12 protein-coding genes are annotated in these 13,681 nt (G+C 75.2%); 9 read left to right on the forward strand and 3 right to left on the reverse strand.

The features are described from left to right. Positions 1-15: 15 nt before the first annotated feature. The 4 genes from macS to thiI all read left to right on the forward strand — a co-directional run bounded on the left by macS (position 16) and on the right by thiI (position 4,463). On the forward strand, positions 16-1,236 hold the full coding sequence (gene macS / locus KLI87_RS16355) for a MacS family sensor histidine kinase (protein ID WP_308166037.1): 1,221 nt from the start codon (positions 16-18) through the stop codon (positions 1,234-1,236). Between the two features lie 33 nt (positions 1,237-1,269). After that, positions 1,270-1,911 carry a response regulator transcription factor gene (locus KLI87_RS16360; RefSeq protein WP_250903972.1) on the forward strand — a complete coding sequence of 214 codons (642 nt, stop codon included), beginning with the start codon at positions 1,270-1,272 and terminating at the stop codon, positions 1,909-1,911. Between the two features lie 134 nt (positions 1,912-2,045). Continuing rightward, positions 2,046-3,071 carry a 6-phosphofructokinase gene (locus KLI87_RS16365; RefSeq protein ID WP_156221022.1) on the forward strand — a complete coding sequence of 342 codons (1,026 nt, stop codon included), beginning with the start codon at positions 2,046-2,048 and terminating at the stop codon, positions 3,069-3,071. A 162-nt stretch (positions 3,072-3,233) separates the two neighbouring features. After that, positions 3,234-4,463: a tRNA uracil 4-sulfurtransferase ThiI gene (gene thiI, locus KLI87_RS16370; RefSeq protein ID WP_214617751.1), complete on the forward strand. Its 1,230-nt coding sequence runs from the start codon at positions 3,234-3,236 to the stop codon at positions 4,461-4,463. A gap of 22 nt (positions 4,464-4,485) precedes the next feature. On the opposite strand, the gene KLI87_RS16375 is transcribed toward thiI, so the two are convergent. From KLI87_RS16375 to aroF, 3 genes are all read right to left on the reverse strand, one after another. Then, a complete protein-coding gene (locus KLI87_RS16375; protein ID WP_156221020.1) occupies positions 4,486-5,388 on the reverse strand; it encodes a DUF5954 family protein in 903 nt (300 codons plus the stop codon). Positions 5,389-5,523: 135 nt separating this feature from the next. Next, positions 5,524-6,480, reverse strand: a complete 957-nt coding sequence (locus tag KLI87_RS16380; protein WP_308166038.1) for an EamA family transporter — start codon at positions 6,478-6,480, stop codon at positions 5,524-5,526. A gap of 219 nt (positions 6,481-6,699) precedes the next feature. Then, the gene (gene aroF / locus KLI87_RS16385; protein WP_156221018.1) at positions 6,700-7,740 is read right to left on the reverse strand and encodes a 3-deoxy-7-phosphoheptulonate synthase; all 1,041 of its coding nucleotides are present in this window, start codon (positions 7,738-7,740) and stop codon (positions 6,700-6,702) included. 268 nt (positions 7,741-8,008) lie between these two features. Here aroF and KLI87_RS16390 point away from each other — a divergent pair, with 268 nt between their 5' ends. The 5 genes from KLI87_RS16390 to KLI87_RS16410 all read left to right on the forward strand — a co-directional run bounded on the left by KLI87_RS16390 (position 8,009) and on the right by KLI87_RS16410 (position 13,307). Continuing rightward, the gene (locus tag KLI87_RS16390) at positions 8,009-8,635 is read left to right on the forward strand and encodes a sulfite oxidase-like oxidoreductase (RefSeq protein ID WP_214617752.1); all 627 of its coding nucleotides are present in this window, start codon (positions 8,009-8,011) and stop codon (positions 8,633-8,635) included. Between the two features lie 196 nt (positions 8,636-8,831). Beyond that, positions 8,832-10,133, forward strand: a complete 1,302-nt coding sequence (locus tag KLI87_RS16395; RefSeq protein ID WP_250903914.1) for a sensor histidine kinase — start codon at positions 8,832-8,834, stop codon at positions 10,131-10,133. A gap of 75 nt (positions 10,134-10,208) precedes the next feature. Beyond that, a complete protein-coding gene (locus tag KLI87_RS16400) occupies positions 10,209-11,000 on the forward strand; it encodes a LytTR family DNA-binding domain-containing protein (protein WP_156221015.1) in 792 nt (263 codons plus the stop codon). Then, the gene (locus KLI87_RS16405) at positions 10,993-11,595 is read left to right on the forward strand and encodes a hypothetical protein (protein WP_156221014.1); all 603 of its coding nucleotides are present in this window, start codon (positions 10,993-10,995) and stop codon (positions 11,593-11,595) included. Before KLI87_RS16400 ends, KLI87_RS16405 begins: the two co-directional genes overlap by 8 nt. Next, positions 11,592-13,307 carry a cation acetate symporter gene (locus tag KLI87_RS16410; protein ID WP_308166039.1) on the forward strand — a complete coding sequence of 572 codons (1,716 nt, stop codon included), beginning with the start codon at positions 11,592-11,594 and terminating at the stop codon, positions 13,305-13,307. Before KLI87_RS16405 ends, KLI87_RS16410 begins: the two co-directional genes overlap by 4 nt. Positions 13,308-13,681: the final 374 nt, after the last annotated feature.

The following is a 13,681-nucleotide window of genomic DNA, read 5'->3' on the forward strand; positions in this document are numbered from 1 at the left end:
GAAGGAGGGGGCGGGGTGACCGGCACCGGCATCGGCGGCGGGCAGGGCCTGGAGGTCGCGCTGTGGCGCGCGGTCGCGGTGTACCGGGTCGCGGCGCTCGGCTACGCGGCCGTGGTGATCGTGATGAACTACGACGGCTACGCGCACCCGTGGGGCGGCTGGGCCGTCCTCGCCGTGATGACCGCCTGGACGGCCTACACCGTGCCGGCCTACGGCGGCCGGCGGCGCCGGGGCTGGCCGCTGCTGATCGCCGACCTCGCGGTCGCGGCCTGCTGCGTGGTCGCGACCGCGTGGGTGGAGCGGCCCGACAACATCGCGGACGGGCGTCCGACGCTGCCGGTGTCGTGGGTCGCGGCGGCGCTGCTGGCGTGGGCGGTGGCGGGCGGGCGGCGCGTGGGGATCACCGCGGCGGCCGTGCTGTCGGCCGCGAACCTGCTGGTGCACGCCCTCGCGCGGACGAGCGGCGGGATGAGCCGCACCACCTTCAACGCGATCGTGCTGCTGTTCCTCGCGGGCCTGGTCGTCGGGCACGTCGTCCGGCTGGCCCTGGAGGCCGAGGCGCGGCTGGCGCGGGCGGTGGAGATGGAGTCGGCGACCCGGGAGCGCGAGCGCCTGGCCCGCCGCATCCACGACTCGGTGCTCCAGGTGCTCGCGATGGTGCAGCGGCGCGGCGGAGAGCTCGGCGGCGAGGCGGCCGAGCTGGGCCGGCTCGCGGGGGAGCAGGAGGCGGCGCTGCGCGCCATGATCGGTACCGCGCCGTCCGTCGAGGCGGTGGTGGACGCCGCCGTGGACGGGCGGCGCGGAGCGGACGGGCACGGGCGGCTCGTCGACCTGCGCCCCCTGCTCGCGGCCCACGCGTCCCCCTCGGTGACCGTGTCGGCCCCGGCGACCGCGGTGCGGCTGCCCGAGCACGCGGCGGGCGAGGTCGCGGCGGCGGTGGCGGCGGCGCTGGACAACGTCCGGCGGCACTGCGGCGGCTCCGCCCGCGCCTGGGTGCTGCTGGAGGACGACGGCGCGGGCGCGGTGACGGTCAGCGTCCGCGACGACGGCCCCGGCATGCCGCCCGACCGGCTCGCGCTCGCCGCCGCCGACGGGCGCCTGGGCGTCGCGCAGTCGATCCGGGGCCGCGTCCGCGACCTCGGCGGGACGGTGTCGATCGTCTCGGCCCCGGGCGAGGGGACCGAGATCGAGATGACGGTTCCGGGAGCGGAGGCCGCGGGGCGCCTCCGGCCGTAGGGTGAGGGTGTGAGCGAGGTTCCCCTCAGGGTCATGGTCGTGGACGACCATCCGATGTGGCGCGAGTCGGTCGCCCGCGACCTGGCCGAGGCCGGGTACGAGGTGGCCGCGACGGCGGGCGACGGCCGCACGGCGGTGCGCGTCGCGGCGGCGGCGCGCCCGGCGGTCGCGGTCGTCGACCTCCAGCTTCCCGACATCAGCGGCGTCGAGGTGACCAGGCACCTGGTCGCCGCGGACCCGCCCGTCCGCGTGCTGGTGCTCTCGGCCAGCGGCGAGCAGCAGGACGTCCTGGAGGCGGTCAAGGCGGGCGCCACCGGCTACCTGCTGAAGTCCGCCGCGCGCGAGGAGTTCCTGGACGCCGTCCGGCGGACGGCGGAGGGCGACGCGGTCTTCACCCCGGGCCTGGCCGGGCTCGTCCTCGGCGAGTACCGGCGGCTCGCGGCGGCCCCCGCCCGCGCGGACGACGGCGCGCCCCGCCTCACCGACCGCGAGACCGAGGTGCTGCGCCTGGTCGCCAAGGGGCTGACGTACAAGCAGATCGCGCAGCGGCTCGTCCTTTCCCACCGGACCGTCCAGAACCACGTGCAGAACACCCTTGGAAAGCTCCAGTTGCACAACCGCGTCGAGCTCGTCCGCTACGCCATAGAAAAGGGGCTCGATCAGGAGGCGGAGTAGGGGCCGGACGGCTATGGTCTAGACCAATGGCGGCGCGCCGGGGGCACCGGCGAATGCCCCGAGGGGCCGTGTGCGGACGGCTAGTCTGACCACGTGGACGAGGGAGGATCCCGGTGGCGGGAGAGGGAGAGGGCATGCGCGTCGGAGTGCTGACCGGCGGCGGGGACTGCCCCGGCCTGAACGCGGTGATCCGCGCTGTCGTGCGCAAGGGGGTCCAGGTCTACGGCTATGAGTTCGTGGGCTTCCGGGCGGGCTGGCGCGGCCCGCTGGAGGGCGACACCGTGGCCCTGGACGTGCAGGCCGTCCGAGGGATCCTGCCGCGCGGCGGAACGATCCTCGGCTCGTCGCGGACCAACCCCGTCAAGGTCGAGGGCGGCGTCGAGCGGATCAAGGACAACCTCGCCGGGCTCGGCGTGGACGCGCTGATCGCCATCGGCGGCGAGGACACCCTCGGCGTCGCGCGCGAGCTGCACGCGAACGGGGTCGACGTCGTCGGAGTGCCGAAGACGATCGACAACGACCTGAACGCCACCGACTACACCTTCGGCTTCGACACCGCCGTCAACATCGGCATGGAGGCGGTCGACCGGCTGCACACCACCGCCGAGAGCCACCACCGCGCGCTGATCTGCGAGGTCATGGGGCGGCACGCGGGCTGGATCGCGCTGCACGTCGGGATGGCGGCGGGCGCCAACGTCATCCTCATCCCCGAGCGGCCCTTCGACATCGACAAGGTCTGCGAGTACGTCGAGAGCCGGTTCAAGACCCGCTTCGCGCCGATCATCGTGGTGTCCGAGGGCGCCCACCCGATCGACGGGCAGATGGAGCTCCAGACCGGCGAGCGCGACGCGTTCGGGCACGTCCGGCTCGGCGGCATCGGCCAGGCCCTCGCCGACGAGATCGAGAAGCGCACCGGCAAGGAGGCCCGCGCCACCGTGCTCGGGCACATCCAGCGCGGCGGCACCCCGACCGCGTTCGACCGCGTGCTCGCCACCCGCTTCGGCCTCCAGGCGATCGACGCCGTCCGCGACGGCGACTACGGGAAGATGGTGTCGCTCCAGGGCACGGACATCGTCCGCGTCGCCCTGGCCGACGCGACCAAGGAGCTGAAGACCGTCCCGCTGGAGCGCTACTCCGAGTCCGAGGTCTTCTTCGGCTGACGCGGCGCCCCACCTGACGGCCGGCCGGGGCGACCCCGGCCGGCCGGTCCGCCTCCGGGAACAGGTTCACGCGGTCGCGGCGTTGCCGACTGTGGGCCACACTAGAGAGGCCCGCCCCCAGTACCGTCCGGCCTGTTCCGGCCCTCGCCAGGAGGATCACGCATGACCACGCTCGACACCGCGCCCGCCGCCGTCCGGGAGGCGCCGGTCGACGGCGAGCCGTGCGTGCTGCTGAAGCTGGGCGAGGTCGTGCTGAAGGGCAAGAACCGCGAGCTGTTCGAGCGGCGCCTCGCCGACAACGTCCGGATGGCGTGCCGCCCGATCGCCCGGGTGGACGTGATCAGGCGGCACGGGGTGTTCATCGTCCGCACCAAGGACGCCGACACCGCCACCGTCGACCGGCTCGCCCAGCGCATCACCGACGTCATGGGCATCGTGTGGGCGCACCGCGCCTGGCGGGTCGGCAAGGACCTCGCCAGCGTCGAGCGCGCCGCCCTGGAGCTGATGGACGGCCGGATCGGCGCGTTCGCCGTCCGGTCCCGGCGCCGCGACAAGCGGTTCCCGATGACCTCCACCGAGCTCGACCGGCACATCGGCGGCCTCGTCGCCGACCGGTACGGGCAGCCCGTCCGGCTGAAGGCCCCCGACCACACCCTGTCGATCGAGGTCGACCGCGACGAGGTGTTCGTGTTCTCCGGCGGCCTCCCCGGCCAGGGCGGCCTGCCCGTCGGCATGAGCGGCCGCGCGCTGGTGCTGATGTCGGGCGGCATCGACTCGCCCGTCGCCGCGTACCGGATGATGCGCCGCGGCCTGCGCGTCGACTACCTGCACTTCTCCGGCATGCCCTTCACCGGCCCCGAGTCGATCTACAAGGCGTACGCGCTGGTCCGCGAGCTGGACAAGTTCCAGGGCGGCTCCCGGCTGTTCGTCGTCCCGTTCGGCAAGGCCCAGCAGCAGATCAAGTCCTCGGGCGCCGACCGGCTCGCGGTGATCGCGCAGCGCCGGCTGATGCTGCGCACCGGCGAGGTCCTGGCCCGCCGGCTGCGCGGCTCCGCGCTGATCACCGGTGACGCGCTCGGCCAGGTGTCCAGCCAGACCCTCACCAACATCACCGCGCTGGACGACGCGGTCGAGCTGCCGATCCTGCGCCCCCTCGTCGGCATGGACAAGGTCGAGATCATGGACCAGGCGCGCCGCATCCGGACGCTGACGATCTCCGAGCTGCCCGACGAGGACTGCTGCACGATGCTGGCGCCCCGCCGCGCCGAGACCAAGGCCAAGATCGACGACCTCCGCCAGATCGAGAAGCGCCTGGACGTGGGCGAGCTGGCCGACCAGCTCGCCGCCTCCGTCCAGGAGCACCGCCCGGTCTACGGGGACACGACCGCCTGACAGCCCGCCCTCCGGCAACAGGTCAACAGGTGTCGAAGTCGTCGGGGCGGGGCGGTTCGGGGCCGTCCGGGCCGATCAGGGTGATCCGCTCGATGCGGACGATCCGGAACCGGCGGCCGGCGGCCTGCACGCCGTTGCGGCGCGGCTCGTCCTCCATCAGGTCGGCGGCCTCGGTGTACTCGGCGAACGCGGCCGGGGTGGGCTGCTCCACGGCCGGGATCACGTGCCGGAAGTAGGTCACGAGCGCGGCGCGGGCCTGGCGCGGGGTGTCGTGCAGCCGGCCGATCGGGCGCCAGCGGCCGCCGAGCCGCTCGGCGACCGTGAACGCGGGCGCGAGGGCGATCGGGGTGAGGAACGCGCCGGACGGCTCGTTGCCCGTCGCGGCCGCCGCGTCCAGCACCTGGCACAGCAGTTCGGCGGTGGTGAGGTCGGAGGCGGCCCGGTCCTCGGGCAGCAGGTCGTAGGGGCGGGGCGGGACGGCGCGCCGGTCGGCCGGGTGCGGGTCGAGGTCGGTGGGGCGCGGCGGCTCGGGGCCGTCGGGGCCGGTGCGGACGAGCTGCTCGATCCGGACGACGCGGAACCGCCGCCCGTCGGCCGCCACGTCGTCGGCGGGGGAGTCGCGCAGCAGGTCGGCGGCCTCCCGCAGCTCCCGCGCGGACGCGCCCTCGGCGAGGGCCGCGCCGTCGTCGAGGTGGTCGGCGAGCAGCTCCCGGGCGCCCTGGGGGAGCGGGTCGCAGGGGCAGAGGATCTGCCAGCCGCCGGGGACGTGCTCGGCGGCGGTGAACAGCGCGCCGACGACGACGAGTTCGGGATAGGCCGCGATGGAGCGGCAGGCGTCCGCGAGCATCACCGCGGCGACCGGATCGACGCCGTCCAGATTGTCCGGGAAAAGTCGCCCTCCGGCGTCCCCATCGCCCGTAGTCATGCCGGATATCATCCCCGCCGAGATCGGTTCTGGCGAGTGGTTCAGACCAATTTGTTACTGCGGAGTCTGTCCCGTCTCCCCCGTCCCCGTACGCGATGCCCCGGCGGGCCCGCGCGGGCCCGCCGGGGCCCCTCGCTACCGCCGCGCGGGCAGGACCAGGACGACCAGGCTCGCCGCCAGCAGCGCGAGCCCGCCGAGGGCGACCGCGCCGAGGTGCTCGCCGAGGACGGCCGTGCCGAGCACCGCCGCCACGGCCGGCTCGGCGAGCGTCAGCGTCGTCGCCGTGGTCGCGGGGGTGGTGCGCAGGCCGCGGGTGAACAGCACGTACCCGCCGCCGGTGGTGACCGCGCCCAGGTAGAGCGCGGTGAGCGCGCCCGGCCCGGTGAGCAGCCAGCCGGCCGGCCCCACGAGCAGGACGGGCAGCAGCACGGCGCCCGCCGCCCCGAACAGCGCCGCCGCGACGGCCCGGTCGTCCTCGCCCCGGGAGATCAGCGCGGACGCCGCCGTCGCGTACGCGGCGTAGGCGAGCCCGGCCACCAGCGCCAGCGCGATGCCGACCGGCTCGATCCCGGCGTCCCGGCCGCCGCCGACCAGCGCCGCGCAGCCGCCGACCGCGCCCGCCGTCGCGAGCGCCCAGCGCCGCGACGGCGCGCTCCGGTGGACCACGAGGCCGATCAGGCCGGTGAAGGCGGGCGCGCTGCCGATCGTGACGACGGTCCCGGCCGCGACGCCGGTGCGGGCGACCGCCACGAAGAACGCCGTCTGGTACACGGCGATCGCCGCCGCGCCGACTGCGAGCGGCGGCCACGAGCGGCGGGCGGCGAGCAGCCGCCGCAGCCCGGCGGCGCGGGTGAGCGCGGCGAGGGCGACCAGCACGGTCCCGCCGATGACGATGCGGGCCGCGCCGAGCGAGACGCTGGACGCGCCGTCCGCGAACGTCGCGACGGTGCCGGTCGTCCCCCACAGGGACGCGGCGGCGAGGATGTCGGCGCTGCCGCGCGGCAGCCGCCGCCGGGACGCGGGCCCGGGGGACGTGCCCTGCTTGGACGTGCCCTGCTTGGAGGTGTTCGGCCTGAACGTGCGCACTGCCACGGGAGATGCTCCTGGGCTCGAATCGGGAGGGGATGATCCGGATCCGGGGCGCAGGAGGATGCCGGCCCGGCGCAGGTCAGCGCCGGGCCGCGGCAGGTCTCAGGGAGGTCGTGTCGCCGCGCCCCGTCAGGAGCGGGGCGGCCCGAGGTTGGAGGTCCAGTACGCCATGCCGCCGAGGCTACCAGGCCAGACGTGGCGACCGGCCCCCGCGCGACCGGCTCAGGCGGGGACGCCGTCGGCCGTCCCGGTGAGCACGCGGCCCACCATCGGCGGCAGGTCGCGGACGATCTTGGCCAGCTCGCGCAGGTCGCCGTCCACGAGGGCCTGCGGGCCGTCGCACAGCGCGGTCTCCGGGTGCGGGTGCACGTCGATGATCACGCCGTCGGCGCCGACCGCGATCGCGGCGCGGGTCAGCGGCAGCACCAGGTCGCGGCTGCCGCCCGAGTGGGACGGGTCCACGATCACCGGCAGGTGCGACATGCGCTGCGCTACCGGGACCGCGGAGATGTCCAGGGTGTTGCGGGTGGCGCGCTCGAAGGTGCGGATGCCGCGCTCGCACAGCACGATGTCGAGGTTGCCGCGCTGCGCGATGTACTCGGCGGCCATCAGCCACTCCTCGATCGTGCCGTTCATGCCGCGCTTGAGCATGACCGGGCGCCCCGCCTCGCCCGCCGCCTGGAGCAGCGCGAAGTTCTGCGCGTTGCGGGTGCCGATCTGGAGCATGTCGGCGTAGGAGGCGACGAGGTCGACGTCCCGGGCGTCCACCACCTCGGTGACGATCGGCATGCCGGTCTCCTCCCGCACGTCCGCGAGGATGCGCAGGCCCGCCTCACCGAGGCCCTGGAACGCGTACGGGGAGGTCCGGGGCTTGAACGCGCCGCCGCGCAGCAGCGTCGCGCCGGCCGCCTTCGCCATCTGCGCGGCGCCGAGCGTCTGCTCGGGGGTCTCCACCGCGCACGGCCCGGCGATCAGCGTCATCGTGCCGGGGCCGACCGGGACGCCGCCGACCCGCACGACCGTCCGCTCGGGGTGGTTCTCGCGGCTCACCAGCTTGTGCGGCGCGGAGATGCGGATCACGTCGCTGACGCCGCGCATCCCGCGCAGGTTCAGGGAGGCGAACTGCTGGACGTCGCCGACGAGCCCGACGATGGTCCGCTCGACGCCGCGGCTGACGAACGCGTCGCCGCCCGCCGTCTCGACCAGTGAGACGACGGCCCGGACATCCGCTTCGTTGGCCTCGGGGGCCATGACGACGACCATTGGTGTGCTGCCTCTCCTCGTGGCGCGGGGGCCGGCGGCCCCCGCGAACATCCCTGGAACGACGAAGAGCCCCGGGCCGCTGGGGCCCGGGGCTCTTCGTCTGGTGGTCTGTCAGCGCAACGTCTGGCAGACCAGCCGCCCGGGCTGGTCGAACCAAAAGAAATACACGACGTTGCGCACGAGGTCAGCGTAGCCGATTCCCGGGCCCCCGCTCCGTACGGGGGGCGAATATGGCTCAGCTCACGCCGGATGGCAGGATGGCCGCGTCATGTCGTCCCCACCCGATGAGCCCGCGCCGGATCCGCGGGACCTTCCGCCCGGCCAGTACGTCCCCCGGGGCTGGCCGGTCCTCCACTACGGGCCGGTGCCCAGGTTCCGCCCGGAGGGCTGGGACTTCCGGGTCTTCGGCGCCACCGAGTCGGGCGGGCAGTACCGCTGGAGCTGGGACGAGTTCGACGCGCTCCCGAAGTCCGAGGCCGTCGGCGACTTCCACTGCGTCACCAAGTTCACGATCCCCGACAACGAGTGGCGGGGCGTGCCCTGCGCGCTGATCGTGGACCTCGCGCCACCCGCGCCGGACGTCACCCACGTCATGGTCTGGGCCGAGTACGGCTACAGCGCCAACATCCGGATGACCGACTTCCTCGCCGACGGGACGATGTTCGCCACGCACCGCGACGGGGAGCGGCTCAGCCCCGACCACGGGTTCCCGATCCGCATCGTCGTGCCGCACCTGTACGCGTGGAAGAGCGTGAAGTGGGTCCGGGGCGTGGAGTACCTGGTGAGGGACCGCCGCGGCTTCTGGGAGGAGCGCGGCTACCACAACGTCGCCGACCCGTGGCGCGAGCAGCGCTACTCCTACCAGGAGGACGAGGGCGAGTCGCCGCCCGGCTGACGCGGCGAATCGCGGCCCATGGCGCTCCTACGGGGACGACTCCCTGGCCATCCGCCTTTGTGGACCATGCGCGGATCGGTGCGTTGTCCGGGATTTCGGTCCAATCGAGTTCTTCGTAAATGGGCAACAGACAGACCGGGCGGCGAGACAGCCATTACCGTGGGTCGTCATGGACCTACCGTCCGTTGTGGGTGTCATGGCATGCGCGTCGGCCGCCGCGGCGGTCACCGGCGCCTGCGCGCTGCACCGCTGGCCCGCGGCCCGGCGGCGCCGCGGCCCCGGGCTCGCCGCCGAGGCGGCGAGGTTCGCCGCGCTGCACACGATCGCGCGGGCCTCGCCGCCGCTGCGCGGCGGGCTGAGCAGGGAGGCTGCCCGCCGGTCGGCCGGGCACCTGCGCTCGCTGCTCGGGGCCGAGGCGGTCGCGCTGATCTCCGCCCACCCCCCCGAATGCGAGGAGGGGGCCGACCCCGGCGGCGCGGACGGGCGGCTGCTCGCCTGGGACGGCGCGGGCGGCGGGTGGCACGCGGCCGAGGCCGTCCGGCACGCCCTGCCGGTGCTGGCCTCCGGGCGCCCCCGCGTGGTCACCCCCGGCCCCCCGGCCTGCGCCGACCCCCGCTGCGCGCTGCGCGTCGCCGCGATCGCCCCGCTCACCGTCGAGGGACGGGTGGAGGGCGCGCTCGCCGCGTACTGGCCCGGCCCGTCCGCCGCCCGGGTCAAGGCGGTGGGCGAGGCGGCCCGCTGGGTCACCGGCCAGCTCGAACTCGCCGAACTGGACGCCTCCCGGGTCCGGCTCGCCGAGGCCGAGACCCGGGCGCTGCGGGCCCAGATCTCCCCCCACTTCGTCTACAACTCGCTGACCACGATCGCCTCGTTCGTCCGCACCGACCCCGCCCGCGCCCGCTCGCTCCTGCTGGACTTCGCCGACTTCGCCCGCTACTCCTTCCGCAACCCCCGCGACTTCACCACGCTCGCCGACGAGCTGCGCTCCATCGACCGCTACCTGCTTCTGGAGCGCGCCAGGTTCGGCGAGCGGCTGCGGTTCAGCGTGGAGGTGGCGCCCGAGGTGCTGCCCGTCGCGGTGCCGTTCCTGGCCCTCCAGCCCCTGGTCGAGAACGCCATCCGGCACGGCATGCAGGGCGCGGACGGCGAGTTCCACATCTCGATCGTCGCGCGCGACTCCGGCGCCGACGCCGCGATCAGCGTCGAGGACGACGGCGCGGGCATGGACCCCGAGCGCCTCCAGGAGATCCTCTCCGCCCCCGTTGGCCGGTCCCGGACGCACGGGCCGGGGGGCGCCGCGTCCCGCGGACGATCCGGGGGCGACCCCCAGGAAAGGCCGAACGCGGACGGAGCGGGCATCGGCCTCGCCAACGTGGACGAGCGGATGCGGCAGGTCTACGGCGAGGAGTACGGGCTGACCGTCGAGACCGCGCCGGGCGCCGGAACGAAGGTGAATTTGCGTGTCCCGAAGTACCGGCCAGGAGTATTTCCAGAGTGAGCGGCGGTCCACGACACGCCACTCACATTTCGAAACCGATTGCGGACAGACGGTAATCGCGGCAAAGTCGCCCCTATGCTGCGCGTCCTGGCCGTCGACGATGAACGCCCCGCCTTGGAGGAGCTCACCTACCTGCTCCGCAAGGACCCGCGGATCGGGCAGGTCACCGGGGCGGGCGAGGCCGCGTCCGCGCTGCGCGACCTCAGCCGCATGCTGGTGGCGGGCGAGCGGCTCGACGCGGTCTTCCTCGACATTCGGATGCCGGGGCTGGACGGCCTCGACTTCACCCGGCTGCTCACCGGCTTCGCCGCGCCGCCGCGCGTCGTGTTCGTCACCGCGCACGACGACTGCGCCGTCACCGCCTACGAGCTCGGCGCGCTCGACTACCTGCTCAAGCCCGTCCGGCCCGAGCGGCTCGCCGAGGCCGTCCGCCGGGTCGCCGAGGCCGCCGGGCGCGCCGCGCCGCCGGGTGAGGGCGGCCGCGCCGACGACGAGATGATCCCCGTCGAGCTGGGCGGGCGCACCCGGCTGGTCTCGCGCCGCGCGGTCACCCACGTCGAGGCGCAGGGCGACTACGTCCGGCTGCACACCGCCGACGGCGGCTTCCTCGTCCGGATGCCGCTGGCGGCGCTGACCAAGCGGTGGGAGGCGGCCGGGTTCATCCGCATCCACCGCAGCACGCTCGTCGCGTCCGAGCACATCACCGAGCTGCACTTCGACGGCGGGCGGGCGGCCGTCCAGATCGGCGACGAGCTGCTGCCGGTGAGCCGCCGGCACACCCGCGAGGTCCGCGACCTGCTGATCCGCCGCTTCCACCAGCCCGCCCGACAGCAGCCCGAAGCCCCCGGAGGTGGCCGCCTTGGCTGACCGACGCCGCGTCGTGGTCTCCGGCGCGACCGCCGCCCGCGCCCGTGCCCTGCCGCAGGCGGCGCCGGACCCCGGCGGCGGGCCGCCGGGCGCCGAGCCCTCCGGCGCCGGTCACGACCCGGCCGGGCGGGAGACCGCCGACACCGACCCGCCCGATCCGCCATGTCCTTCGTGTTCTGTTTCGTTCCCCCTCGCGGCCTGCGCCGGTGAGCCGGCGGGACGCGGCGGCGACGGGGCGGGGCTCGCGCAGGCGCGGGCCCTGATCCGCGTCCAGCTCCGGGCGGCCCTCACCACCGGCGCGACCGTCATGATCGTGGTGACGGGCCTCCCGCTGCTGCTCGCCCTCGCCCCCGCCCTCGGACGGCTGCGCGCCGACGGCGTGCCGCTCGCCTGGGCCGTCCTCGCCCTCGGCATCCAGCCGGTCTGGGTCGCCGCGTCCCTCCTGCACCTCCGCCGCGCCGAGGGCGCCGAACGGGCCCTGACCCGCCAGACCTCCCGCGCCGCACCGCCCGAGCACACGGCGCCGACCGGCGGCACGGCGCCGGCCGGGCGCCGGGGGCCGGTCGGGCGCGCGGGGCCGGCGGGGCGCCGGTGACCGTGACGGCCACGGCGGCCTCCCTCAGCGCCCTGGCCGCGCTGGTCGGCATGACCGCCGCCCTCGGCCTGTACGGCCGCCGCGCCGTCCGGACGACCTCCGACCTCCTCATCGCCTCGCGCGGCGTCACCCCCTGGTGGAACGCCTCCGCCATCGGCGGCGAGTACATCTCCGCCGCCGCCTACCTCGGCACCGCCGGGCTGGTGCTCGCCTACGGCGCCGACATGGTGTGGCTGCCCATGGGCGCGACCGCCGGATACGTCCTGCTCCAGGCGTTCGTCACCGCGCCGCTGCGCAGGTCGGGCGCCTACACGATCTCCGACTTCGCCGAGTGGCGGCTCGGCTCCCGCGCCGTCCGGCGGATCGTCACCGGCTGCGTCTGCTTCGTCGGCTGGTTCTACCTCCTGCCGCAGTTCCAGGGCGCCGGCGTCACCCTCCGCGTGCTCACCGGCGCGCCCGTGTGGGCGGGCTGGGCCCTGGTGATCGCGGTGGCGCTGCTCGTCGTGGCCTCCGGCGGCATGCGCAGCATCACCGCCGTCCAGGCCGTCCAGTTCTGGGTGAAGCTCGTCGCGGTCGCCGTCCCCGCCGTGGCGCTGCTGGCCCTGTGGCACCTGGACGGCGGCGCCGACCCCGCGAGCGCCGGCGCCCCCACGTTCGCCCGCGACACCCGGGTCCACGTCGGCCACGGCCTGACCGTCACCGTCCCCGCCGACACCGTCGTGACCGTCCGCGGGCCCGTCGACGGCGTCCCGCGCGCCGGGGAACGGCTGCGGCTGCCCGCCGGCACCCACACGATCGGCCCCGGCGCCGACGTGGACTTCCCGCCCGGCGCGCCCGTCCCGCACGCCGGGCGCCTCACCGTCCAGGACGGCGACACCTGGGCCATGCCGTTCGGGCACGGCGAGGGCCTCGGGCTCTACGCCGGGTACTCGGCGATGCTCGGCGTCCTCCTCGGCACCATGGGCCTCCCGCACATCCTCATGCGCTTCTACACCAACGCCTCCGGCACCACCGCCCGCCGCACCGCCGCCGCCGTGCCCGCCCTGCTCGCCCTGTTCTCGGTGTTCCCCGTCCTGTACGGCGCGCTCGGCCGCCTCTACACCCCCGACCTGCTGCTCACCGGCGACCTCGACGCGACCGTCCTGCTCCTCCCGCAGCGGATGCTGCCCGGACCCGCCGGCGCGCTGCTCACCGGCCTCGTCGCCGCCGGCGCGTTCGCCGCGTTCATCTCCACCTCGTGCGGCATCGTCGTCGCCATCGCCGGGACCCTCTCCCAGTGCGTCCGCCGCCGGGGCGTCACCGCGTTCCGCGCCGGCGTCGTCCTCGCGCTCGCGGCGCCGCTCGCGCTGCTCCCCGGCATCGGCCCCCAGGGCGCCGCGAACGTCGTGACGATGGCGCTGTGCGTGTCGGCGTGCTCGCTGTGCCCGCTGCTCGTCCTCGGCATCTGGTGGCGCGGCCTCACCGCGCCCGGCGCCGGCGCCGGGCTCCTGCTCGGCGGCGGCCTGTCGGTCGCCGCCGGCGTCGCCCGCCTCGTCGCGGGCCCGTTCACGGGCTGGCCCGCCGTCCTGCTCACCCACCCGGCCATGCTCCTCGCCCCGCTGTCGTTCGCCGCGATGGTCGCCGTCTCCCTGCTGACCCGGCGCCGCGTCCCGCGCCGCGCCGAACGCGCGCTCGCCCGGCTGCACCTGCCCGAGGACATCACCGCCCGCTGATCCGCCGCCCATCGGGCCGGGCGGCAGTCGCCCGACCTGCGTGGACCGTTCCCGCGACCGCGCCCGGCCCGCTCGTCCCGCCGGACCGCCCGCTCGTCGCACAGCTACTCTACGCACATCTCCGACTACATACCGCTCATCGAGCCCCGCGTTTTCCGCCTCCCGATCGGTGGCACCAGACCCCTAGTGTTCTCAGTGGCACTACAACCACACCCGCCACGGAGGGCGGACGGCGATCCAGCACCACCCCACCGCCGGAACCTCCCACAACAGCAAATCCGGAGATCCGGCGCACGCCAGTCGAGCGCCGGGTCGTGAGTCGCTGGATCCCGTACCGGGGGGGTGGGATCCGGCGACCTGTGGCTCGGGCGTCG

Origin of the sequence: Actinomadura sp. NEAU-AAG7 (assembly GCF_018603865.1) — a bacterium.
Classification (GTDB): domain Bacteria; phylum Actinomycetota; class Actinomycetes; order Streptosporangiales; family Streptosporangiaceae; genus Spirillospora; species Spirillospora litoris.

Coding starts and splice junctions, on each gene's coding strand:
- KLI87_RS16360 (WP_250903972.1), top strand. CDS start 1,270: ATGGTCGTGGACGACCATCCGATGTGGCGCGAGTCGGTCGCCCGCGAC.
- KLI87_RS16365 (WP_156221022.1), top strand. CDS start 2,046: ATGCGCGTCGGAGTGCTGACCGGCGGCGGGGACTGCCCCGGCCTGAAC.
- thiI (WP_214617751.1), top strand. CDS start 3,234: ATGACCACGCTCGACACCGCGCCCGCCGCCGTCCGGGAGGCGCCGGTC.
- KLI87_RS16375 (WP_156221020.1), bottom strand. CDS start 5,388: ATGACTACGGGCGATGGGGACGCCGGAGGGCGACTTTTCCCGGACAAT.
- aroF (WP_156221018.1), bottom strand. CDS start 7,740: ATGGTCGTCGTCATGGCCCCCGAGGCCAACGAAGCGGATGTCCGGGCC.
- KLI87_RS16390 (WP_214617752.1), top strand. CDS start 8,009: ATGTCGTCCCCACCCGATGAGCCCGCGCCGGATCCGCGGGACCTTCCG.
- KLI87_RS16395 (WP_250903914.1), top strand. CDS start 8,832: ATGGCATGCGCGTCGGCCGCCGCGGCGGTCACCGGCGCCTGCGCGCTG.
- KLI87_RS16400 (WP_156221015.1), top strand. CDS start 10,209: ATGCTGCGCGTCCTGGCCGTCGACGATGAACGCCCCGCCTTGGAGGAG.